This is a genomic window from Granulicatella sp. 20925_1_28 (genome assembly GCF_041433575.1).
In the GTDB taxonomy this organism is placed as follows: domain Bacteria; phylum Bacillota; class Bacilli; order Lactobacillales; family Aerococcaceae; genus Granulicatella.
In genome coordinates this window covers 170033-194945 of the sequence record NZ_JAPWBS010000001.1, presented here as the reverse complement: position 1 = coordinate 194945, position 24913 = coordinate 170033, and the positions used below count along the sequence as shown (strand labels likewise).

21 protein-coding genes are annotated in these 24913 nt (G+C 36.1%); 15 read left to right on the top strand and 6 right to left on the bottom strand.

Annotation, left to right across the window (positions count from 1 at the left end; translation table 11 throughout):
* Positions 1 to 2466, top strand: coding sequence for a DNA topoisomerase IV subunit A (gene parC, locus O3793_RS00860; RefSeq protein WP_371444879.1), 2466 nt, complete (start codon positions 1 to 3; stop codon positions 2464 to 2466).
* A gap of 48 nt (positions 2467 to 2514) precedes the next feature.
* Here parC and O3793_RS00855 read toward each other — a convergent pair whose 3' ends face one another.
* Both O3793_RS00855 and O3793_RS00850 read right to left on the bottom strand, forming a co-directional pair.
* The gene (locus O3793_RS00855) at positions 2515 to 3717 is read right to left on the bottom strand and encodes a putative glycoside hydrolase (RefSeq protein WP_371444877.1); all 1203 of its coding nucleotides are present in this window, start codon (positions 3715 to 3717) and stop codon (positions 2515 to 2517) included.
* A 5-nt stretch (positions 3718 to 3722) separates the two neighbouring features.
* Positions 3723 to 4361, bottom strand: coding sequence for a YkyA family protein (locus O3793_RS00850; protein WP_371444876.1), 639 nt, complete (start codon positions 4359 to 4361; stop codon positions 3723 to 3725).
* A 233-nt stretch (positions 4362 to 4594) separates the two neighbouring features.
* On the opposite strand from O3793_RS00850, the gene lspA reads away from it, so the two are divergent.
* The 14 genes from lspA (at position 4595) to phnE (O3793_RS00780) (ending at position 16319) form a co-directional block, all read left to right on the top strand.
* The gene (gene lspA, locus O3793_RS00845) at positions 4595 to 5044 is read left to right on the top strand and encodes a signal peptidase II (RefSeq protein ID WP_371444874.1); all 450 of its coding nucleotides are present in this window, start codon (positions 4595 to 4597) and stop codon (positions 5042 to 5044) included.
* A gap of 9 nt (positions 5045 to 5053) precedes the next feature.
* On the top strand, positions 5054 to 5980 hold the full coding sequence (locus tag O3793_RS00840) for an RluA family pseudouridine synthase (protein ID WP_371444872.1): 927 nt from the start codon (positions 5054 to 5056) through the stop codon (positions 5978 to 5980).
* An 11-nt stretch (positions 5981 to 5991) separates the two neighbouring features.
* Entirely contained in the window at positions 5992 to 6528 is a 537-nt protein-coding gene (gene pyrR, locus O3793_RS00835; RefSeq protein WP_371444870.1) for a bifunctional pyr operon transcriptional regulator/uracil phosphoribosyltransferase PyrR, read from the top strand.
* 330 nt (positions 6529 to 6858) lie between these two features.
* Positions 6859 to 7497 (top strand): 3-keto-L-gulonate-6-phosphate decarboxylase UlaD, encoded by a 639-nt coding sequence (locus O3793_RS00830; RefSeq protein WP_048711867.1) that lies wholly within the window; start codon positions 6859 to 6861, stop codon positions 7495 to 7497.
* An 18-nt stretch (positions 7498 to 7515) separates the two neighbouring features.
* Positions 7516 to 8577: an L-ascorbate 6-phosphate lactonase gene (ulaG, locus tag O3793_RS00825; protein ID WP_005605469.1), complete on the top strand. Its 1062-nt coding sequence runs from the start codon at positions 7516 to 7518 to the stop codon at positions 8575 to 8577.
* A 102-nt stretch (positions 8578 to 8679) separates the two neighbouring features.
* Positions 8680 to 9129, top strand: coding sequence for a PTS sugar transporter subunit IIA (locus tag O3793_RS00820; protein ID WP_371444867.1), 450 nt, complete (start codon positions 8680 to 8682; stop codon positions 9127 to 9129).
* 2 nt (positions 9130 to 9131) lie between these two features.
* Positions 9132 to 10628 (top strand): PTS ascorbate transporter subunit IIC, encoded by a 1497-nt coding sequence (locus O3793_RS00815; RefSeq protein WP_048781965.1) that lies wholly within the window; start codon positions 9132 to 9134, stop codon positions 10626 to 10628.
* Positions 10629 to 10713: 85 nt separating this feature from the next.
* Positions 10714 to 10998 (top strand): PTS sugar transporter subunit IIB, encoded by a 285-nt coding sequence (locus O3793_RS00810; protein ID WP_005605475.1) that lies wholly within the window; start codon positions 10714 to 10716, stop codon positions 10996 to 10998.
* 14 nt (positions 10999 to 11012) lie between these two features.
* Positions 11013 to 11702, top strand: coding sequence for an L-ribulose-5-phosphate 4-epimerase (locus tag O3793_RS00805; protein WP_048711881.1), 690 nt, complete (start codon positions 11013 to 11015; stop codon positions 11700 to 11702).
* Positions 11692 to 12543, top strand: a complete 852-nt coding sequence (locus O3793_RS00800) for an L-ribulose-5-phosphate 3-epimerase (RefSeq protein ID WP_285252283.1) — start codon at positions 11692 to 11694, stop codon at positions 12541 to 12543. The genes O3793_RS00805 and O3793_RS00800 overlap by 11 nt, the downstream gene beginning before the upstream one ends.
* 253 nt (positions 12544 to 12796) lie before the next feature.
* Entirely contained in the window at positions 12797 to 13855 is a 1059-nt protein-coding gene (locus tag O3793_RS00795; protein ID WP_371444864.1) for a phosphate/phosphite/phosphonate ABC transporter substrate-binding protein, read from the top strand.
* Positions 13856 to 13927: 72 nt separating this feature from the next.
* Positions 13928 to 14689, top strand: coding sequence for a phosphonate ABC transporter ATP-binding protein (gene phnC, locus O3793_RS00790; protein ID WP_285252281.1), 762 nt, complete (start codon positions 13928 to 13930; stop codon positions 14687 to 14689).
* Positions 14679 to 15497, top strand: coding sequence for a phosphonate ABC transporter, permease protein PhnE (gene phnE / locus O3793_RS00785; RefSeq protein ID WP_371444861.1), 819 nt, complete (start codon positions 14679 to 14681; stop codon positions 15495 to 15497). The genes phnC and phnE (O3793_RS00785) overlap by 11 nt, the downstream gene beginning before the upstream one ends.
* 12 nt (positions 15498 to 15509) lie before the next feature.
* Positions 15510 to 16319, top strand: a complete 810-nt coding sequence (gene phnE, locus O3793_RS00780) for a phosphonate ABC transporter, permease protein PhnE (RefSeq protein WP_371444859.1) — start codon at positions 15510 to 15512, stop codon at positions 16317 to 16319.
* 70 nt (positions 16320 to 16389) lie between these two features.
* On the opposite strand, the gene O3793_RS00775 is transcribed toward phnE (O3793_RS00780), so the two are convergent.
* The 4 genes from O3793_RS00775 to nrdH all read right to left on the bottom strand — a co-directional run bounded on the left by O3793_RS00775 (position 16390) and on the right by nrdH (position 24850).
* On the bottom strand, positions 16390 to 17016 hold the full coding sequence (locus O3793_RS00775; RefSeq protein WP_371444858.1) for a DUF624 domain-containing protein: 627 nt from the start codon (positions 17014 to 17016) through the stop codon (positions 16390 to 16392).
* Between the two features lie 206 nt (positions 17017 to 17222).
* Positions 17223 to 20918, bottom strand: coding sequence for a helicase-exonuclease AddAB subunit AddA (gene addA, locus O3793_RS00770; protein WP_371444856.1), 3696 nt, complete (start codon positions 20916 to 20918; stop codon positions 17223 to 17225).
* Positions 20915 to 24484: a PD-(D/E)XK nuclease family protein gene (locus O3793_RS00765; RefSeq protein WP_371444854.1), complete on the bottom strand. Its 3570-nt coding sequence runs from the start codon at positions 24482 to 24484 to the stop codon at positions 20915 to 20917. The genes addA and O3793_RS00765 overlap by 4 nt, the downstream gene beginning before the upstream one ends.
* A gap of 129 nt (positions 24485 to 24613) precedes the next feature.
* Positions 24614 to 24850 (bottom strand): glutaredoxin-like protein NrdH, encoded by a 237-nt coding sequence (nrdH, locus tag O3793_RS00760; protein WP_039848779.1) that lies wholly within the window; start codon positions 24848 to 24850, stop codon positions 24614 to 24616.
* Between the last annotated feature and the right edge of the window lie 63 nt (positions 24851 to 24913).

Genomic DNA, 24913 nt, shown 5'->3' with positions numbered 1-24913 from the left:
ATGAGTCAAATTCAAGATATTCAAGAATTGAATCTGGAAGATGTAATGGGCGACCGATTTGGACGTTATTCAAAATACATTATCCAAGACCGTGCTCTTCCTGATATCCGTGATGGTTTAAAACCAGTACAACGTCGTATTTTATATGCGATGTCTATCGATGGAAATACTAGCGATAAACAATTCCGTAAATCAGCTAAAACAGTCGGTAACGTAATCGGTAATTTCCACCCACACGGCGACTCTTCAGTGTATGAAGCAATGGTTCGTATGAGTCAAGATTGGAAGCTTCGTGATGTGTTAATTGAAATGCACGGAAATAACGGTAGTATGGACGGCGACCCAGCCGCTGCGATGCGTTATACGGAAGCTCGTCTATCTAAAATTTCAGAAGAATTACTCCGCGATTTAGATAAGCAAACCGTTGAATTCGTATTGAACTTTGATGATACCGAAGAAGAACCAACTGTACTTCCTGCTCGTTATCCAAACCTTCTTGTTAACGGAGCTACAGGAATTTCAGCTGGTTATGCTACAGAAATTCCAACGCATAACTTAGGAGAAGTGATTGACGCGACCATTCATGCAATTGACCATCCTAAAGCCACTGTGAAAGAATTAATGCAGTTTGTAAAAGGCCCTGATTTCCCAACCGGAGGAATTATTCAAGGGATTGAAGAGTTGGAACAAGCGTATGAAACTGGACGCGGTAAAGTAGTTATTCGTTCGAAAACGAAAATCGAACCGATTAAAGGTGGAAAATCGCAAATCATCATTTCTGAAATTCCGTATGAAGTAAACAAAGCTTTATTAGTGAAGAAAATTGATGAAATTCGCTTGAATAAGAAGATTGACGGGATTGCTGAAGTAAGGGACGAATCTGACCGTACAGGGCTTCAAATCGTTGTTGAATTGAAGAAAGAAGCCAACGCAGAAGGAATTCTAAACTACTTACTGAAGAATACAGACTTACAAGTCAACTATAACTTCAATATGGTCGCTATCGATGAGCGCCGTCCAGTACAAGTCGGATTAAAAACAATTCTAACTTCGTATATCAACTTCCAAAAAGAAGTGATTACAAGACGTACACAGTATGATTTGAAGAAAGCTCAAGATCGTTTGCATATCGTAGACGGTTTGATGAAGGCTTTATCGATTTTAGATGAAGTAATCGCCTTAATCCGTAATAGTAAAGATAAGAAACATGCTAAAGAACGTTTAGTAGAGACATACGATTTCACAATGATTCAAGCAGAAGCGATTGTAAGTTTACAATTATATCGTTTAACGAATACGGATATAACAATCCTTCAAAATGAAAAGCTTGATTTAAATGAGCAAATCGCGACATTTTTAAGTATCTTAAAATCTGAAAAGACACTTCTTCAAGTGATGAAGAGTGAATTGCGAGACTTGAAAAAGAAATATGCAACTCCTCGTTTAACGCAAATTCAAGCAGAAATCGAAGAGATTAAGATTGAAACTGAAGTGTTAGTTACTGAAGAAGAAGTGTATGTTGTTGCTACTAAACAAGGGTACTACAAACGTGTTAGCCAACGTTCGTTTGCTTCAAGCGCTCCAGAAGAAAACGGAATGCGTGAAGGGGATGAAGTAATCCTTTGCCAAAAAGCTTCGACATTAGATAACCTTATTCTATTTACTTCAAAAGGAAATTACTTACACTTACCAGTGCATGAAATTCCAGAAGCGAAATGGAAAGATGTTGGAAACCACTTAAGCCAGTCTATTTCTTTAGGTAGCAATGAAGTTATTCTAACTGGATTCATTAAATCTAAAGATAGTGATGACTCTTATAAAGAGTGGACGGTTGTCTTCTTTACAAAAGAGGGCTTAGTGAAACAAACATTATTCAATGAGTTTACAACGTACCGAGGATACAAGACTCGTACAAGTAATGCGATGAAACTTAAGACAACGACCGATGAAGTTGTTAAAGTAGTTGTAACGAATCCAGAAGGGCTAGAAGTATTTATTGTAACGCACTGCGGATTTGGCTTACGCTATGAATTAAGCGAAATTCCAGTCGTTGGTACAGTAGCCAGCGGTGTGAAAGCAATCAATCTTCGTAAAGAGGATTTTGTTGCTGGAGCGATGGTTTACTCATTAGAGCATAAAGTTGTTTCTGCCTTTCTTACAACACAACGCGGAGCTGTAAAACGATTCAATGTATTAGAAATCTCAATGCTTACACGTGCAAAACGTGGGTTGATGGTTCTTCGTGAATTGAAAACTAAACCGCATCGCGTCGTATTTTTAGATGGAGAAATTACTTCAACGAACGAATACACGATTGTTGCTGGAAACGGCGAATCAAAAGTTGTTAGACCAATGGATTTAACACTTGTCGACCGTACAAGTAATGGTTCAGCGCTTTTAGGAGATACTGACCAAGAAGTGAAAGCAGTATTAGCAAACTTCGACTATAGTTCATTAACACAATAAAAAAGCCATAGAAAAGGACTTCCAAAATCATTTGGAAGTCCTTTTTGATTAGAATTTAATTTCAGTTGAATATTGAGAAGCTGCGTTCCAGAGAAGATACTCAGTTACACCGGCTTCTTTTAGAGCTTGAATCTCTTCACTGATGACATCAGCAGTATAGAGCTGATAATTTCCTTCACCGAGGAAGTCGGCCGTGAAGGCTTGAATCCAAGGTCTTGAAATAGGAGAAGGATTTAATGTCTTCACATAGCCTTTTTCAATTACCATATAACGTTTCACGATTTCGTAAGGATCTTTATCAGGATCTTTTACATCTAACGCGTAATTCACCCAGTGACTTGGGAAAATCATCGGAGAGATCACATCTACTTTATCCGCAATGTTAACAAACTTTTGTCCAATACCACCGATTTTCGATTCAGTAATCGCATGCGCTAAAATATCCGCTGATAGGTGAACACCATATGGTTGTAATTTTTCACGAATGAACGCTACAAAGTCAGTGATAGCTGCGATACGAGCTTCATCATCGTTTTTTATGTGAGCATAGTCACCTTTATCAAATACTAAGTCGTCAGATACTGTCTCGAATCCGAGAGGGAAACGAACGTAGTCTAATTGGATATCTTTAAATCCAGCTTTAGCAGCACCAATTGCGATTTCAGCGATATATTCCCAGTTTTCTTTAAGGAATGGATTTAAGAATGTTTCACCGTCATCCGTATACCACAGTTGGCCTAATGCATTTCTGAATGAACGCTCAGGGTTTTCCTTTGGAACGTAACGGTCTCCAAAACATACTATACGCGCAATTGGATAGATTTGTTCTTGCTCTAGTCGTTTTAGAAGAGCAGTCGTATCTGTCACTTCATTGACGGTATGTTTTTTCACGAGTTGGTTATCTGTATCAAGAGGCATGGTAATTTGTCCATAACCATCACGTACATCGATAACTAGTGAGTTAATTGGAGTAGACTTCACGAATTGAATCATGTTTTCTAAGTCTTGTCCTTTTGCACGGAAAGCTTGTAAATACACGCCTTTAACACCGTCTTCAGGGTATGGAATAGAAATACCTGAATCATAAATATGTTCTTGCGGAATATTTGCAGGCATTCTAAGCAAACTATTTGTTCTTAAATTCAACTTACTATCAGCAGCATCTTGTGCGTTTGCGATTGGATAGAAAGCGAGTAGAGAACTAACAGAAGCCACAGCGAGAACACTTGTTAATATAGCCTTTTTCTTCATAATGGTTACTCACCCTTTCCGTTATTCGCCAAACGTGCTTTTAGAATTCGAATTGGACGATCTAACTCACTAATAGGAGAATTAATCTCTTCGATAATTTGTTGACGCTCATTAGCAGAGTTATTCACTTCAATAATTAGCGCTCTTAATTCATCGGTTGTTTGTTTGCCTCCAGAAATGCTGACGAAGAACTCAGCTTCCTTTTCTAATTGTTTTTGAGACATTTCAGAGTAGTTTTTCAACTTAGAAACAATCGATTGAAGATTAGAAACTACAATTTGAATCTCAGCAGAAGGGAGGTTCTTATCCTTCAAGTTACTTAGTCTAGTCGCATCATCTGCTAATACTTTGAGCGATTTTTGCATAGACTTCAACAATTGCTGACGTTCTTGAATATTGGTGAATACTTTACCCGTTTTCTTAGCATAGTTAGCCATCGTGTAATCTTCATGGATATCCGCTTCCCAATCAGATTGTAACGAATTTTCTAACGCTTGAATGTCATTTAATTGTTGAACGACAACAGGTAAGGTATCTTGTACTTCTTGAACAGTAGATTCGGCACTTTTCTTTGTATTACCGCAAGCTCCTAAAAATAAGAACCCAGCGCTAATCAAGAATACCTTGGCTGCGATTTTTTTCATATTACACTCCTTTAACAGTAATGCGTTTTCTTGTTGATATTATACGTGTATTTTAATGATTTTTCAATCTTTTGGTTGATTTTTAGGACTTTCTCCCCATTTTCAGTTAAATTTTACCTATTTTTACCCCTTGAGTGGAAAAAAGTGTTTCATTTTAACGTCATTTTCAGTTCGTTGACTAACCATTGACTTCTTTGTACAATACTATTATTGAAAAGAAATGGAGAGTCGATATGTTTTTATATTTAATTTTAAGTGCTTTACTAATTATTGCAGATCAATTAGTGAAATTATGGATTGTAAATAACTTTAGCTTACATGATGGAATGCAGTTTATTAATGGAATTGTGAGCCTTTTATACGTTCGAAATACCGGAGCAGCATGGGGAATGTTCGAAGGGAAGATGTTTTTTTTCTACGCAATTACTGCAGTAGCTGTTGGAACACTTTTATACTTAATGTTTAAGGAGAAAGGAAAATCAAAATTATTATTGACAGCATATGCTTTTATTTTAGCTGGAGCAGTTGGAAACTTTATCGACCGTATTCGTTTAGGTTATGTAGTTGATATGTTTAAATTTGAATTTATTGATTTTCCAATTTTTAATGTAGCTGATATTTGTTTAACTTTTGGGGTAATCTTCTTATTCTATTATGTTATTTTTAAAGAACAATCAAAATAGGAGAACGTTATGACATCAGTATTTAAGGAATTAACACTTAATTTAGAAAAGACAGAACGATTAGATAAAGTCTTAACGGCTGAATTAGGATTAAGCAGAAGTACGATTCAAAATTGGCTAAAATCAGATCTTGTTTTAGTAAACGGAGAAGTCGTGAAATCAAACTACAAGGCACAAAACGGGGACGAAGTAACGATTCTTCAAAAAGAGGAAGAAGCCATTACCATACAGCCTGAAAATATTTCATTAGATATTATATTTGAAGACGATTCATTAATGGTTGTGAATAAACCAAGCGGAATGGTTGTCCATCCATCTAAGGGGCACTATAGTGGAACTCTCGTAAACGCATTGTTGTACCATTCGAATAGTTTATCGGATAGCAGAAGCGAAGAAATCTATCGTCCAGGATTAGTGCACCGCATCGATAAAGATACAAGTGGTTTATTAGTAGTTGCCAAAAATAATGAAGTTCATCAAAAGCTAGCGCAGCAGATTGCTGAAAATAAGATGAACCGCGAGTATATTGCCATTGTAGATGGACACTTTGCACATGAAACAGGCGTGATTGACGCTCCATTGTCTCGTCATCAGACTAACCGTTTAAAACGTGTTGTAGAAAAAGGTGGGAAACGTGCGGTCACTCACTTTGAAGTTCTAGACTCATTCTCTGATTATTCGTTAGTGTCTTGTCGTTTAGAAACAGGTCGTACTCATCAAATCAGAGCGCATATGGAGTTTATCAAACATCCAATTGTAAATGATCCTTTGTATCATCCAAAAGGGAAACATGCGACACCATTTGGTCAATTTTTACATGCAAAAACACTTAGCTTCACACATCCGGTGACTGGAGAAAAGTTAAACTTCGAAGTGGAACCACCAAAAGAATTTGAGGAATTTATCCAAGTGCATAAGGGACGTTTTTCAGAGTAGAGGAGACGACAATGAAAGAAGTTAGAATTATGGACGAAGGCGCCATTAACAGAGCTTTAACTAGAATTTCATATGAAATTATCGAGCGAGAAAAAGATTTGTCTAATTTAGTGATTATTGGAATTAAAACAAGAGGAATCACCTTAGCGAGACGCATTACTGAAAAGATTTCGGCAATTGAAAAAATAAAAGTTCCAGTTGGTGAAGTGGATATCACATTATACCGAGATGATAGACATAATAGTGAAGAAACTGAAGCTCCAGTTTTAAACGGAACGCATATTCCATGCGATATTAGAGGTAAACAAGTAGTATTAGTAGATGACGTATTATTTACCGGAAGAACTGTCAGAGCTGCTTTAGATGCAATTATGGATGTAGATAGACCAAAGAGAATCAGTTTAGCGATTCTAATTGATAGAGGACATCGAGAACTTCCAATTCGTCCGGATTTCATTGGAAAGAATGTACCAACTTCTTTAGATGAAGTCATTCATGTTCGATTAACGGAAGATGATACTTCTGAAGAAGTCATCATTGAAAAATAATTCTAAAATACCTTCTCAGTGATAGAGAAGGTATTTTTATTTTACAAATTAAAATGATCAAAACACGTATTTTAGTCGATTTAAAAACTCAAAAACACGAATTCTTCCTATATAAGTAACTATATTGACTATTTCCAAACGTTCGTAAAGTAAACGCAAACAATCATAAAACTGATTATTCGATTACTTGTTTGTAAACGGTTGTAACCCAAAATTGGTTATACTATACTAATAACATGAATTGGTACCGTAACTTATTAAATGATCATTATCGTAAGACGTTATGATTTTATGATTGTTTAAGGCAAGATAGAAAAGGAGAATGATATAATGGCAATTCCTAATTTACAAGTTGCTTTGGACCACAACCGTATCGAAGATGCATTAAAAGATGCTCTTGCAGTTGGAAACGAAGTAGACATTATTGAAGCAGGAACAATTTTACTTTTAAACGAAGGAGACAAAGCGATTAAATGCTTACGCAGCGCTTTCCCTGATAAAGTAATCATTGCTGATACAAAATGTGCTGATGCTGGTACAACTGTCGCTAAAAACGTTGCACTTGCTGGAGCTGACTGGATGACAGTTATTTGTTGCGCAACTATCCCAACTATGGAAGCTGCTAACAAAGAAGTAAAATCACTACAAGTTGAATTGTATGGTGATTGGACATTTGAACAAGCACAACAATGGAGAGACGCTGGTATCGATCAAGCAATCTTCCACCAAAGCCGTGATGCTCTATTTGCAGGAGCTACTTGGACTGAATCTGATTTAAATAAAATCCGTCGTCTAATCGACATGGGATTCAAAGTTTCAGCAACAGGTGGATTAACAAAAGACACATTAAAAGTGTTTGAAGGAATTCCAATTTACACATTCATCGCAGGACGCGGAATTTACGCTACTGAAAACCCAGCGCAATCTGCTCGTGAATTTAAAGAAGAAATCAAACGTATCTGGGGTTAATCCCAAGGAGGAAAAACAATGGCAAATATCAAAGATGTAACAAAAGAATCTTGGATTTTATCAACTTTCCCAGAGTGGGGAACTTGGTTAAACGAGGAAATCGAACGCGAAGAAGTGAAACCTGGAACATTCGCTATGTGGTGGTTAGGATGTACTGGTATCTGGTTAAAATCAGAAAAAAACACTAACATTTTATGCGACTTATGGTGCGGAACTGGTAAACGTAGCCACGGCAACGGAAAAATGAAAACTGGTCACCAAATGCAACGTATGAGTGGTTGCCAAAACTTACAACCAAACTTACGTACTCAACCATTCGTAATCGATCCATTCGAAGTGAAAAACGTTGACGCTTTAGTAGTAACACACATTCACTCAGACCACTTAGACATTAACACAGCTGCTGCAGTTGCTAACAACTGTCCAGAAGCTAAATTCGTAGGACCACAAGAAGTAGTAAACACTTGGTTAGGTTGGGGAGTTCCTGCTGAACGTACAATCGTTGTACACCCAGGAGACTCAGTTAAAATCAAAGACATCGAAATCGTTGCTTTAGAAGCATTTGACCGTACAGCTTTAGTAACAGCTAAAGACGGTGAAGTTCTTAAAGGTAAAATGCCTCAAGATATGGACGAAATCGCTGTTAACTACTTATTCAAAACAAGTGGTGGTAACTTATATCACGCAGGAGATTCTCACTACTCAAACATGTTTGCTAAACATGGTAACGAACATGAAATCGATGTGTGCTTAGGTGCTTACGGTGAAAACCCTCGTGGTATCACTGACAAAGTGACTTCAGTGGATATGTTACGTATGGCTGAATCATTAAACGCTAAAGTTGTTATCCCAGTTCACTATGACATTTGGGCTAACTTCCAAGCTGATCCAAAAGAAATTACAGAAATCTGGAAATTCAAGAAAGATCGCCTAGAATACAAATTCAAACCATTCATTTGGCAAGTTGGTGGTAAATATACTTACCCAACTGACAAAGATAAATTAGAATTCAACTTCTACCGTGGATTTGACGATGTATTCTCAATCGACAATGATGTGCCATTCCCATCATTCTTATAATATTGTCATTAAATAAATTTGGAGAGCCTAGAGCTAACCCACTCTAGGCTTTACCAAAGTGTAATAATGAATACGATTTCTTAATAACACAAGGAGGAACATATGTTAAAAGAGATTATCGAAAATGGTCGATTTTCGTTCCAAAAAGGTTCTCTAACATGGGAAGAAGCTATTAAAAAAGCTTGCCAACCTTTATTAGAACAAAAGATCATTGAACCTGAATACCCAGGTTACATTATTAGTAATGTTCATGAATTTGGACCTTACATCGTAATTGCTCCAGAAATCTGTATCCCTCATGCTCAAGAAGGAAAAGGGGTAAATGATACTGCTGTAGCATTTATGAACGTTGAAGAAGCTGTGGACTTTGGACCAGGTGCTGACTACCAACCACATTTATTCTTCGTTTTAGCATCAACTGATAATGAAAAACACTTAAACAACTTATCAGAGTTAGTGACATTATTAGATGATGAAACAATTATCAATGCGTTTGTAGAAGCGCGCTCAAAAGAGGACTTAGAAAAAATTTTAAAAGGAATAGGTGAATAATAATGGAATTTTTATTCAGTTTTTGGCAATTCTTCTATGCTAACATTTTTACTAAACCACAATACTTTGTTGGTTTAATCGTTTTAGTTGGTTACTTACTATTAGGTCGTAAATGGTACGATGCATTAGCAGGTTTTATTAAAGCAGTTGTAGGTTACATGATCTTAAACGTAGCCGCTGGTGGATTAGTTTCAAACTTCCGTCCAGTTTTAGCAGCTTTAGGGGATCGTTTCGGATTACAAGCTGCTGTTATTGACCCATACTTCGGTCAAGCTGCTGCAGAAGCTGCATTAAAATCAGCTGGTCATGCAACAGGTTTAACAGTACAAGTATTATTAGTTGCGTTCTTAACTAACTTAGTATTAGTTATCTTCCGTAAATTAACTAAAGTTCGTACAGTATTCATCACTGGTCACATCATGGTGCAACAATCTGCTACAGCAACTTGGTTAATGGCTTTAGCTTTAGGTGATAACGTAAACCAATTACAATTTGTAATCTTATTAGGTATTGTATTAGGTGTATATTGGGCAGTAGCTGCAAACTTAACAGTAGAAGCTACACAAGAATTAACAGAAGGCGGCGGATTTGCAATTGGTCACCAACAAATGTTTGGGGTTTGGTTAGTTGACAAATTAGCTCCTAAATTCTCAGGTAAAAGCGACAAGAAGATTGAAGATCTTGAATTACCAGGTTTCTTATCAATCTTCAAAGAATCAATCGTTGCAACATCAATCTTAATGATCGTGTTCTTCGGTGCAATCTTATTAGTATTAGGTAAAGACTACTTAGTAGGCGTAAATGGACAAGAATTAACAGTTGCTGCTTCTAAATTCAAAATGACTACATTAAAAGCATCAGACGACTTCTTCTTCTACATTTTACAAACAGCATTAACATTCACTGTTTATGTTCAAATCTTACAATTAGGGGTTCGTTTATTCGTTGCTGAGTTATCAGAAGCGTTCCAAGGTATCTCTAACAAATTATTACCAGGTTCTATGCCAGCGGTTGACTGTGCTGCAGTTTACGGATTCGGTTCTCCAAACGCTGTAACAGTTGGTTTCTTATTCGGGGTATTAGGACAAATCGTAGCAATCTTAGGATTAATCGTATTCAAATCTCCAGTATTAATCATCACTGGATTCGTACCAGTATTCTTCGACAACGCTACATTCGCAGTATACGCTAACCATAAAGGTGGTTTACGTGCTGCTTCAATCTTGACATTCTTATCAGGTGTGATCCAAGTATTAGGTGGAGCAATTGCCGCAGGTGCATTTGGTTTAGCTGCATACGGTGGATGGCATGGTAACTTTGACTGGGATACAATTTGGGTTGGATTCGGATTCTTAATGCAAAACTTCCAATACATTGGTTTAGGTATCGTATTATTAATCTTATTAGTAATCCCTCAATTACAATACAGCAAAAACAAAGAACATTACTTTACTATTGCTGAAGACTATGAAACATACTTAGAGTCTAAGCAAAACTAATTTTAAAAAGAAAAAGAATATAGTAAAATTAGGGTATCGGGTAGTGTTCTATCCGATACTCTAACAATATAAGGAGATGTAAAATATGAAAGTATTAGCAGCATGTGGAAGCGGAATGGGTTCAAGCCAAATTATCAAAATGAAATTAACAAACGTGTTCAGAAAATTGAACATTCCTTTAGAAGTTCACCACTGTGCAGTTTCTGAAGCAAAATCTTCAGCTAAAAACTATGATTTAGTAGTTATTTCATCAGCTTTATTAGAAGTATTTGATGGATTAGATTTACCAAACACTAAAATTGTAGGCTTACAAAACTTATTATCTGAAAAAGAAATGACTGAAAAAATTTCTGAAGCTTTAGGCCTATAAGAAGGGGTTCTACAATGGCATACGAACAATTAAAAGAACGTGTATTTAAAGCAAACTTAGAGTTACCAAAACATGGATTAGTTATTTTTACATGGGGTAACGTTTCAGAGTACGACCGTGAAGCAGGGGTTATTGCGATCAAACCTTCAGGCGTTGACTATGATAAACTAACTGCTGATGATATCGTAATTGTGGATATCGACGGAAATAAAGTAGAAGGAGCTCTAAAACCTTCTTCAGACTTAGATACTCACTTAGAAATTTATCGTAATTTCAAAGATGTAAATGGAGTAGTGCATACTCACTCTCTATGGGCTACTACGATGGCTCAACAAGGACAAGAAATTCCAGCATTTGGAACAACACAAGGTGACTACTTCTACGGAACAATCCCTTGCACTCGTGAAATGACTGAAGCTGAAATTAAAGGTGCTTATGAGTTAGAAACAGGTAAAGTAATCGTTGAGACTTTCAAAGATAAAGATCCAAATGCAATTCCTGGAGTTTTAGTATTCAACCACGGACCATTTGCATGGGGTAAAGACGCAATGGATGCAGTACACAACATTACTGTATTAGAATACGTTGCAAACATGGCATGGCATAACTTTGCTTTAAACCCAAATATGAAGCCAATGTCACAAACAATTTTAGATAAACACTACTTAAGAAAACATGGAGCGAATGCTTACTATGGACAATAAAAAGTTTTATGAACTTGGTTTGTATGAAAAATCAATGCCAAACACACTTAGTTTTAAAGAAAAGTTAGAAACAGTAAAAGCAACTGGATTTGACTTTTTAGAGATCAGTATTGATGAAACTGATGAAAAATTAAGTCGTCTAGAATGGACTAAAGAAGAACGCCAACAATTAGTAAACGATATGTTTGAAACTGGTGTTCCAATTCGTTCAATGTGCTTAAGTGGCCACCGTAAATATCCATTTGGATCACACGATGAAGCTACTCGTGCACGTAGTCTAGAAATCATGGAAAAAGCGATTCAATTAGCAGATGATTTAGGTGTTCGTGTAATCCAATTAGCTGGATACGATGTTTATTACGAAGAAGGAGATGCAGTAACATTAGATTACTTCATTCAAAACCTTAAGAAAGCTACTGAAATGGCTTCTCAAAAAGGAATTCTTCTTGGTTTCGAAACAATGGAAACCCCATTTATGAATACTGTAGAAAAATCTATGCGTTTTGTTGAATTAGTGAAATCTCCATACTTACAAGTATATCCAGACTCAGGTAACTTAATGAACGCATCATTAGAACCTGGTGCAAAAAATGTCTATGAAGATATCGAATTAGGAAGAGGGCATATTGTTGCAGCTCACTTAAAAGAAACAATTCCTGGACATTACCGTGAAATTCCATTTGGTACTGGCCAAATCGATTTCAAACGCATGGTTGATACATTCTTATCAATCGGCGTAAATCGTTTCACTGGTGAATTCTGGTATGTAGGTCAAGAAAACTGGTTAGAAGACATTAAGTTCGCAAACCAATTCTTAAGATCTCATTTTCCAAATAAATAATAAGATTGAAACCTTCCTACATTAGGGAGGTTTCTTTTTTTGGTCTTAAATACCGAACATTCGTGTTTTATAGTTCGTGTTTCACACGCTTACATTATTTTTACAGTGTTTGAAATATGTAAAATGTATGAAAATACTCATATTTACAATGTTATGGGTTGTAATTTTCGTGTATGTCTTGTAAGATTATAGAAGGGGTTAAGAATATCTTAATTTCTAACTATATAACCGTATCTTAGGAGGATATTTTTTTATGAAAAAGTCTTTTTGGTCTAAATTAGCAATTGGTTTATCATCATTAGCTCTTTTAGCTGGATGTTCAAGCAATTCAGGTTCTGGTTCTGAATCAAAAGAAAGTGGTTCAAAATCAATCGATACTTTAAAGGTAGCATTCGTACCTTCTCGTGATCCTGAAGCAATTGTTACTGCTACAGAGCCATTAAAAGAACTATTAAAACAAGAATTAGCAAAAGAGGGCTACGATGTTAAAAACGTGGACATCACTGTCGGAACAAGTTTTGACGCAGTAGGGGAAGCATTAGCATCTGGTAGTGCGGATGTAGGTTTCTTACCTGGTGGTACTTATGTTTTATACGACAAAGAAGTTGACGTATTATTAACAGCTACTCGTGATAACTTATTAAAAGATTCTTCTAATCCTAAAGACTGGAACGATGGCTTAGAAACTAAGCGCGGAACAGAGCAAGCAACTTCATATAAAGGTTTAATCATTGCTGGTCCTACTGAGAAAGGGAAAGAATTAGCAGCTAAAATCAATAGCGGTCAAGAATTAACTTGGGATGACTTAAACTCTGCTAAATGGGGAGTGTTAGGAACTTCATCTTCTTCAGGTTATATCTACCCAACATTATGGTTACAAGATAAATACGGTAAAGGTATTTCTGACTTACAAAACGTTGTACAATCTGACTCATACGCAAGTTCTGCAGCTCGTTTAGCATCAGGACAAATTGATATCATGGTTGGTTATGCTGACGTTCGTAATGACTACGCTAAGAAATGGACTAGCGATTACGGCCGTTCAGAAGACATCTTCAAAGAAACAAACGTTATCGGTGTTACTCCAGATATTTACAACGACACAATTTCAGTAAGTAAAGCTTCTCCAATCGTAGACGATGCATTTAAAGAAGCATTTGCAAACGCAATGATGAATATCGCTAAGACAGATGAAGGTAAAGAAATTATCAAGATCTACTCTCATAAAGGCTATAAGAAAGCTAACGCTAGCGACTACGATAAAGAACGTGAAGCACAAAAATTACTTAAAAAACTAAAATCAGGTAACTAATAAATTTGTAATGAATATCAAATGAGGGTTAGGATATTTCTCCTGACCCTTTTTTGAGAGAGAGGCAATAAAATGATTAAATTTGAGAACGTATCTAAGACTTATCCAAACGGGGTTAAAGGTCTTAAAAATATTAATTTAGAAATTGAACAAGGAGAATTCGTATCGATTATCGGGCTTTCTGGTGCCGGTAAATCAACATTAATTCGTACGATTAACCGAATGCTAGATATCAGCGAAGGGAAATTAACAGTTGATGGTATCGATGTTACGAAATTAAAAGGGAAATCTCTACGTAAATTCCGTAGAAATAAGGTTGGGATGATCTTCCAATCATTCAACTTAGTAACAAGAACAACAGTTATTAAAAATGTATTGACATCTATTGTTCCGGATATTCCGTTCTTCCGTTCGTTATTCGGTATTTATACAAAACAAGAGAAATTACATGCATTGGAAGCGTTAGATAAAGTTGGCATTGTAGATAAAGCATTTATTCGTGCAGACCAATTATCAGGTGGTCAACAACAACGTGTGGCCTTAGCTCGTACATTGGCTCAAAATCCAGAAATTATTCTTGCCGACGAACCAGTTGCGGCTCTTGACCCAGTGACAGCAAAACGCGTTATGGAAGACTTTAAACGCATTAACAAGGATATGAATATCTCAATCCTTTTAAATATTCACCACGTTGAATTAGCACTTGAATACGCGGATCGTATCCTCGGAATTAGAGATGGTGAAATCGTATATGATGGTCCTAGTTCAGAAGTAACACCAGAAGTCTTGGATCTAATTTATAAAGGAAAGGCGGAGGAGTTAAATGAAGCTTAAAAAACTCTTCGCACCGAAAGAATATACATTAGAAAACGGGACAACGGTAAAAGAACCACGCTCTAAAGTGATTTTTATTACCATCTTACTATTAATTGCAATGTACTTTGCAGGTAAGATTACTGGTTTTAACTTAAAAACATTGATGACTCGCGGAGGCCAGTTCTTCGTTATTATCGGTAAAATGTTCCCACCAAATTGGGAATATTCAAGTTCTATCTGGGATCCATTAATTGATACGATTAAGATGTCATTACTTGGATCATTACTAGGGTCGATTTTAGTAATTCCATTTGCAATTATTGCTTCAAGTAATATTGTAAAAAACAAATTTATCATTAGTTTAAGCCGTTTGTTCTTAAGTGTGGTTCGTACATTACCTACATTAGTAACAGCCTTAATTGCGACTTATATCTTCGGTTTAGGTACAATTGCTGGTACATTTGCGATTGCTACATATACATTTGCGTATTGCGGTAAACAACTATATGAACAAATTGAAACAGTTGATATGGGCGCTTTCGAAGCTGCAGAAGCACTAGGAGCAACAAAAGGAAAAGCATTCTCTAATGCTATTATTCCTCAAATTTTACCAGGATACATCGCATCTTCTTTATACTGTTTTGAAGGGAACGTTCGTTACGCTTCAATTCTTGGGTATGTTGGTGCCGGTGGTATCGGGATTATCTTAAACGAAAACTTAGGATGGCGTGAATATAGCAATGTCGGTATGATTTTAGTAATTTTATTCTTTACTGTAGTTATTATCGAAAGTATTAGTTATTATTTACGTACTAAATTAGCGTAGGAGGGGACAACTATGAATGAAGCAGTATTAAATCAATATCAAAAAGCCCCTCGTACTTGGATCGTAAAATTAATTGTTGTTTTAATTCTTGTAACACTTGTTGCTTGGTCTGGAACAACGATTGAATTAAGTAAAATTCCTGAAAATGGGGCAGAAATCTCTAAAAATATTATTAAAGGGATTTTCACACCAGATACAACTTTGTTATTCGATATGTCGAATAAAGGTGTCGCTTATCTTTTATTAGAAACAATCTGTATTGCGTTTCTAGGAACATTAGTTGGTTCGATTTTAGCAATCCCATTTGCGTTCTTATCTGCAACGAATATCGTTCCAAAGCCAGTAGCATTAATCTTCCGTACAGTAATCATGGCCATTCGTACGGTACCAACTCTGATTTACGGATTAATGTTTATCCGTGTAACTGGACCAGGTCCGTTCACAGGATTATTAACGATGTCTGTAGCATCAATCGGGATGATTTCTAAGCTTTATATTGAAGCTATCGAAGACTTAGATTACAAGATTTTAGAGTCATTAGACGCTAGTGGCTGTAATTTATATCAAAAGATTCGTTTTGGGATCTTACCACAGTTAATTCCTTCATTTATCTCAACAGTGATTTATCGTTTTGATATGAACTTAAGAGATGCGACGGTTCTAGGGATGGTTGGTGCCGGTGGTATCGGTTCGCCATTAATGTTTGCCATGAGTGCTTACAAATGGAATGAAGTAGGGGCAATTCTTTGTGGATTAATCATTCTAGTATTATTCATTGAGTTCGTATCTACGAAGATTCGTACACGTTTAGCACGTGGTTAATAAATCTATTAAATAACAAAAAAACGACTTACAGAGCATCTCTGTAGGTCGTTTTTGTTTATTAAAATGATTATTTTACCTTTGTGAAAATTTCACGAATTAACGGTGCGAAACTATACGCAACAGCTGCAAAGCCAATCACTAAAAAGAATGATAATACAGGCACTGTCTGATAAATAGCGAATAAAATTGCAGCAATAAGAACTGCAGCCATAATCAGTGATTGCACAGGCATTACGATGATAAGTAAATAACTATTTTTAACGAGACGTTTTATAGGACTAAAATACTGAGTCGTCATCGCAAGACCAATAATTGAAGCTACGATAGTGACGATTAAAATTAACGCTGATAACATAAATAACATAAAACCAATGATTCTAAATATATCAGCATTATTATTAGCAAAATTCCAGTAAAATTGAGCCATATAAACCATAGCAGCAATTAGAACTAAATATACGATCCATAGAAGAATCTTTTTAGTAATATCACGTTTAAATTCATTCCAAAACGGCTTAACGAGTGTGCGATTTTCATCCTCAGAAAGCTTAAGTGTCGTATGCATTAATGCAGCTAATGCAGGACCAATAGTTATAATAGGTATACATAGAAAGATAAATAAAAGATTTAATAAAATAAAATCAGCAACTAATGTAGCGAAATGCCAGAACTTGCTGTCTTGATTATATTGCATGTGAGACCATCCTTATTAATTAATTACTTTAATAAGTATACGTTGAGGGGCTTTAAAATGCAATGATGTTTCTTTATTCTTTTTCAGATACATATATAGGTTTACATAATATATATTATACTAAGTTATATATCGAAAAGTTTCTATATCCTCTATCATAAATCAATACGCCCAGCATTTATAAGTAACACTGAGCGTATAATCATTTATATAACTTCTAATGTATCAATATCGATATTCTTATTAATCGATAATAAACATAAAACTTTTCTTGTAACATTTTTGTTACAACTAATGGCTAATGCATCTGCATATATATTCAGTTGCTCTTTATATTTACGCACGATGCCTTGAATTCCTTCTGTAGAATCCACAACATAATCTGTCTTATAGTCAAATACAATAATCTCATCATCTAATTCGATATATCCATCGATAATCCCGTGAATCATCATCAAATCATCTGTCTGAATGGATTTAAAGAATTCATTTGCTTCCAGTACATACGAAAATGCTTGCTCCCGTACTAATGCATGTGAATTTTGCACAATCCATTGACCAAATGGTGATTGGAAAAATTCGTAAGCCTGTGTTACAGGGACTTTTGCAGCAACTTCTGGTGTAATTTCATTGGAATCCACTAAAACTTTGAGTAATTGTTCCAATGACTCTAATGTAATTTCACTTGCAAAGTCTACCTTCTGCATTAATAAGTGAAGAGCACTACCTCTTTGTGCGCCTGAAACCGATGCTGTAGCGGTTTCCATAAATCGTGGTTGCTCCAATGTAGGAGAGAGGTAAATCGCTCTTCTCCCCTCTTCTATCAAGCTATTTTGAGATAATTCTTCGATAACCGGATCTTCAAGCACCCGTTTCAATTCAGAAACACTTTGATAGCTTGTTGTTTTACTTTCGGCTTCAAATTGATAGTCTTCTTGAATGGTTTGAAGCATTTGTTGCACTCGAGACTTCAATTCACGTGGAGAATCGGCTTCACTGTAGTATTCATGCCAATCTTCTTGGAAGACTTCCTTACCACTGATTTCGTGAATATATTGTTTGCTATTGGATACAATATCCGTTTTCGTAACAATTTCAGGAGTAATCTTATATTGTTCGCGAATAGCACTCAGTAGCATCCAGTTAAGGAATGTGCCACTCTTGAACCGTGCTTGATATGGTAAAATTTCGCTAGATTCATTGATTAAAAAGGCGTATTTCTTCTTAAAGGACTCGTAGTTTTTAAGCGTACCGACAACAATTAGCTTTTCCCGTGCACGCGTCATTGCTACATATAATTTACGCATCTCTTCAGATAATAATTTCTTCTTCTCGAAGTTTCTTGTAGCTACAGCCTGAACTGTTGGATACGTAATGCGTGTGCTTAAATCAAAGTAATTCGTGCCTACACCAATCTCATCAGAGCACATAATAGATGCTTTTAAGTCCTGCATGTTAAATTTACGATTGGTATCAATTAAGAATACAACAGGGAACTCTAACCCTTTACTTGCGTGAATCGTCATCACTTGTACAGCGTTTGATTCTCTTGCAATCGGTGCTTCGTCTAGGTCTTTTTCTTTCTTTTGTAGTGCTTCTATAAAGCGAATAAAGTTACGAACGCCTTTAAAACTACTTGATTCGTACTGGTGAGCGTGCTCGTATAAAGCGTGTAAGTTTACAGCTCTTTGCGCACCGTTAGATTGTCCATGGACATATTCTAAGAAATGCGTATCCATATAAATCTCCCAGATTAACTGAGCGATGGATTCGTTATTTGCGCTGTCTCTCCATTTATTTAATAATGTTATAAAGCCTTCTAGTCGCTCTTTAAGTAATAATTGTTGCTTAGAATCATAGTAGTCGACTTCTTGGAGTTTAAAGTCAGAAACAAACTGGCAAACTGCTTCGTAGTAACTTGTATTTTTCGATAACTTACGAATGTGAGCCAAAGCGATCTCATCTAGTCCGATAAGTCCAGAGCGTAATACAGCTACTAGCGGAATATCTTGTAGTGGATTATCAATTACTTTTAGTAAAGAAACCATCGTCGTAATCTCTGTACGTTTAAAGTATGATTGCGCCTTTTGAACGTTTACTGGAATTCCATATGCCGCAAAAATCGATTCAATCTTATCATTGTTACTCTTTGTTGAAGAAAGAATAGCGAAGTCTCCATAAGTTACTGGACGTTTTGCATCTGCTTTATCATTCATCACTTCAAAAGGTGTCTTTATCATCTCTTGGATGCGTTGCGCAACATAATGAATCTCATTTTCTACTTTTTCGAATCCTTCAGCATCGTCTAAATCATCCGAGTTTTCATCTAAATTCACGTCTTCAATTAAAATAATTTCACTGGATTTGTCGTCATCTTGAGAATAAGAGAGATTCCCTGTTTTAAGCGCAGCAACGTCATCATATTCCACTTGCCCCAAATCTTTATTCATAATTTGTTGGAAAACTTTATTTGTAAAGGAAAGAACCTCATCTCTAGAACGGAAATTCTCTGCTAGAACAATTCTTTCCCCACTCTTTCCTTCGGCATACGCTTCGTATTTTTCACGGAATAGAGACGGATCTGCTAGTCGAAAACCGTAGATAGATTGTTTCACGTCGCCTACCATAAAGCGGTTATCTGGCTTACTTACGAACTCTAAAATCGCTTCTTGGACGCGGTTAACGTCTTGATATTCATCCACCATTACTTCTTTAAAGTGATTTTGATAGTATTCTGAAGCAATTTTTTGACCATTTGAATCTAATTTTGTCAAAATTCTCAGAGTATCATGTTCTAAATCTGAGAAATCAAGCTTATTTAACTGATGTTTTTCATCTTGGAAACGATCATAGAACATCACAGCTATATCTGAAAGTTTCGATAGAATTCTATTTACTTTCGTCATTTGCTGCAGCTGAACTTCTGGAGAAATCGCAAAGTAATCCTCTTTGATTTTTTGGAAGTCTTTTTTCAAGCCTTCGCGAATCGCTTTAATCTCATCTAAGCTTTCTTTAACGGTCTCATCCACTTTAGCTGTAGACCAGTTCTTGAATTTTCGATCTTCAAATGTTTGATACGCAAAGACATAAGACTCCTCTTGGATATGCACCAGAACAGCTTTAACAAAGTCTAAATCATCTTCTAAAACCGCTTGATGCTTCGGAGCTCCAAGAAGTTCGATATCTTTAAGAAGTTGATCATATTGAGTAACAAGGTAACTTAACTCTTCGATTAATGCTGGTTTCACGTATGTTTTAACAAACGCTGTTGAAGCATAATCGTTTCCAACAGAGTAGTTCTCTGTTAAATTAGATAACCATGTTTTAGGTTCTCTTTTTGAACGAGAATATTGATATAGGCGATAGACAGTATTCGTAATGCCGTCGTCCGAACGGTCGTTTGAGAACGTTGCAAATACTTCTTCAAATTCAGGATGTTCAAGAAGTTCTTCCTCAAGAGTTCTCCAGACTTTTTCTTGCAATAGTTGCCCTTCTATTTCATCCATCATCGTAAATACTGGATCAATACCCGCTAAGTAGAAATAACGACGAATCACTTTCATACAGAAACTATGGATTGTCGAAATCATAGCAGACGGAATCAGTTGTAATTGTTTCGCGAAACGTTGCTGAAGGACTTCATCCGTTGATTTTTCAATCGCCTCTTCTAATTTAGAACGAAGGCGCTCCTTCATTTCCTTTGCTGCAAGTTCCGTAAAGGTCACAACTAACAATTCATTAATGTCAATTCCCTCTTGAATATGCGTCAAAATACGTTCTACAAGAACTTTTGTTTTACCTGAACCAGCTGAGGCAGAAACAAGAAGATTGTTCCCACGAGTAGCTATTGCCTTCCATTGATCAGGTGTTGCTTGTAATCCTTTTGGTTTCTCTGGAATCATTCTTCTGTCTCTCCTTTCTTCTCTTGTAATTCATCTTGAATAAATGCAATCCCCTCTTCTTTTTCAAATTTTGGAAGAGTACGATATCTGTTTTCTGGGTTTGTTGCATCGAACTGGGCAATACTACTAAATTTACCGGATACAGAATCTGCATATTGTTTAAAGTCCTCGTATGGAGCTAGTGTAATATCTCCAGACAAGATGCCTCTACCCGCTTCTTGAATCTTTTCCCATACGAAATCTTTGAATAACTTCAATTCTTCTGTGGTATAAACGCCATTTTTATAAGTAGCACTGATGCCACCATCTTTTTTCAAAACGACATTTAATACGTTTGATTTACTTGTCTCAAATAACTCCGGATTGAGTCTAGCGATCTCATCAGAATTGATTAATCCACGGTGTTTAAAGGCTTTAGTCCATTCTTGCATAAACTTATCTTCCGTTGGCACTTCTTTACTGCTGAATTTTGGATTATGCACATGGATATAGCTTGCTTCTAGCGGCGTTGGAACCGTACCTGTTTCACTGCGAATAATTTCTTCTGATACTTTCAAATACGTTAATAATTGGATTTGAACTCCTGCAATGAGTTTGGCAATCTCGAATCTTTGTTCAGAAGATTTATAGTCAATAATTCCGTTATAAATTCCGTTATCTGACTGTAGTAAGTCGATACGGTCAATTTTCCCACGTAAATGAATCGATTGATCCTTACCAATTGGAATGTGAATAGGATAGTTTCCAGAAGTCCCGAATACCACTTCGGTCATCCAAGGTTTTGTCTCTAGCGCTAAGGCTTGTCTTTGAAGCGCATTTGTCGTTTGTATTAGAGTTTGGTGTAACAATCCTTGGACGAAGTTTAAACGTCTAGAAGAGCCTAAAATCGCAAATTTCGGATTGTCTTTCATTCGATTGAAGATTTCTTGCTCAATGGCTATTTTTTGTTCGAATGTTAATTCTCTTAGTGATAGTCCACGTGCATTTAATTCTTTAATAAATTGATCAAAGAATTCATGGAAGTATTCCCCTGTATTTGCTGGTGATAGCTCGAATTCTTGGCGTTCTTTCAGTCTTAATCCATATTGTAAGAAATGACTAAATGGATCTTTATAGTAAGTCTCAATTTGAGACGTTGATAAATTCAATTGATTTCCATAAAGCTCTTGCGCAAGAGAAATTGGTAATTTACTCGCTACATTTAGTCTGAAGACAGATGCCAGTAACGCATGATAGTCCGCACTGAACGCTGCGTCATTTTTTAGTAGATGAGGAATTAAGATCCATAAGATATCAATCTCTTTCATTTCTTTAAACTTGTTTGCTCTCATCTTCAATAGAAGCGTTGTAAAGAGTTCAAACGGAACGACGAAATCTCCTTGTTCTAAACGGTTTTGTCGGTTCAACGATCCATCGATTTCTTTAATTTCAAACTGTTTTAGTAAGCGTTGAACAAAATTTGAAACAAGTTGTTCCTTACCATCTTTTGAAATAGCACAAGATAGATAAAGATGCTCTGTTGCGCTCATGAGTAACTGATAGAACACAAATGGTTCAACGGACTGCAGTTGTCCTGTTGTAGGCGCTAGGAAACGCCCACTATCTAGTTGATTTGAGAATAGCTCACGTTCATCGTCCGTTAATAACCCTGTTTCATCAATATTTCGTGGCATTACCCCTTGCGTAAGTCCCACTGCAAAGGTGATTTTCTTTGGTGTATAACGAACTGAATCCATTCCTGTAATGGTTAATTCATCTAATGTAGATGGAGCTAAATTATAGTGTGTTTGTTCAAATCCTGTATGAAGTAACATCATAAAGGTTTCCCAATCAAAGGATTTATCTCCGAAAATATAGATATATTCATCTAGTAAGCGGATAAATTCAGACCACACTTGCTCTTGACGTCTTGCTGTTTCGACGTCTCCTTCTTCAGCAGCAACATCTCTCCAGTAAATGACCGATTGATCTAATCCTAGAGTCGTCAATAATTGATATAGTACAGTAACTGCTTCAGTCGTTGTGGCTGCTTGTTCTATTTTCTTGAATGCAGGTAGTAATACGCTTGTTAATTCATCTCGAAGTTCTTGCGCTTTTAAAAGAATTTGCGTATTTTTATCTGTCACTTCAACTTTAGAATCTTCGTCAATAGAATCTTCCACATAGGCCCAAGGTTTTCCATTCGTCCATTGATAACCTTCGTAACCATTAGCAAGAATAACTGTTTCCGTTTCATCTAATTGCTGTCTAAAGGCCTGTAATTGGTCCTTAAGAGGCGTTTCATCGCCTTTATGCCACAAGACATATTCGCTACGAAGAAGACTCATAATATCGGAATAACGCCAATCGTATTGCCAAATATTATAGAGTGCATCCAGAACTTGAATAATTGGATGATGCTCCATTGAGTCGGATAAATCGATAAAACCAGGAATATCATATTGTTTCAAAAGAGATTCCAAGAATAAATGGTTTTCTTCTAAATTACGTCCTAAAATTTGGATGTCTTTATAGCGAACTTTACCCTCTTGTACCATTCTCTTAATTTGGGCAAATGTCTCTTGATACTCTTCTCTTTCATCTGTGTACTTAGTAAAAGTGATCTTTTGCAATGAGAGCTTATCTTTGGCCGGTGTCTTCACTTTTGGAAGTCCACCATTCGTTTCAAGCCAGAACTTTTCAACCTCTTTAAATTCATCATCAAAAAGAGAATCACTTTCTTCCCATTCGATGATGCGAGCTAAGTCCTCTCCCCTATTCACCCATCTTGAGAGTCTTTCTAAGAGGAGTCTGTTTGAAGTAAATAAAGAATCTCCTGCTTCGTTTTTAGCGGTATGGACTCCATATGTCGTTAATGTTGCATGAAATTCAACGGTTGCCCCACTTCCTACTAAGGCTTCAATCACTTCCATTTCAGCCTTCGTTAACGTCACCATTTCATCAATTGCAATAAAGGTATTAGACAAATCTTTAGTAGCAATTACGATGCATAATTGCGCATAGCTTTCTTCTTGATGAACGAAATCTTCTTTTAGTGCTTCTATATAGTAACGATAAATAATCCCAAATTCTTTTAATCGTTGCTCGTTTTCTGAAGGAGTGGACGCTTCAAAAAAGCTAGAGAAATCCTCAACTTCAATTCCTCCAGATTGAAATTCATTCATTACCTTGCTTAATTGTTCAAGAAAACCTTTATGACGAGCTTCATTTTTAAAGAGAACAAGGTCCTCTGAATGTTCCTCTAGAATTGATTTCAAAAGCATTGTAATTCCAACTTTTGAAATCGATGTTTTTTCTGTAATGGCTTCATTTCTTAGTAAATACCATAATAAACGTTTGAAACTGTATACTTGTAGTCTTGTTGAAGCGTAGCTACGAGACGTGGAATCCGTTAATAACTCTCCGACTTGTCGAATCATTTCCATTTCTGCAGTAAACTTAATGTGATCAGGAACAATATAGTAAACCTGATGTGCTTCATCTTGTTTAAGCCACTGCGCAAAACGTTCGGCAATCTTCTTTGATTTATTAACGGATTTCTTTGAAATAACAGCATTAAATCCCATTGATGCGTCCTCCTTTTTAAGTCTTCTTTAGTATATCATGAAATCTGGAAAAAGCGCTTTAAAAATTGAAATAAAAAAACACTTTTAGCAGTTTCCTACTAAAAGTGCACTTTTCTTTTATAGTTAAAATTATCCCACTAATTTTTCTAAAAGATCAGGACGGAATCCGAAGAATGGTTCTACGCCATCAGCTACGATAACAGGTAATGATTGGAAGCCTAATTCCTTCACTTCTGCTAATGCTTCTTCTGACTCGAAAACATCTTTTACTGTGAATTCCACGTTGTTATTTTCGAAAAATTGTTTTGTAAAATTGCATTGCATGCAATTTGGTTTTGAATAAAGAATAATATTGCGATTTGACATATTACTTCTCCCCTTTTTATTTTTTCTGACAGAAGATATCATACATCATTTTGAATCAAAATA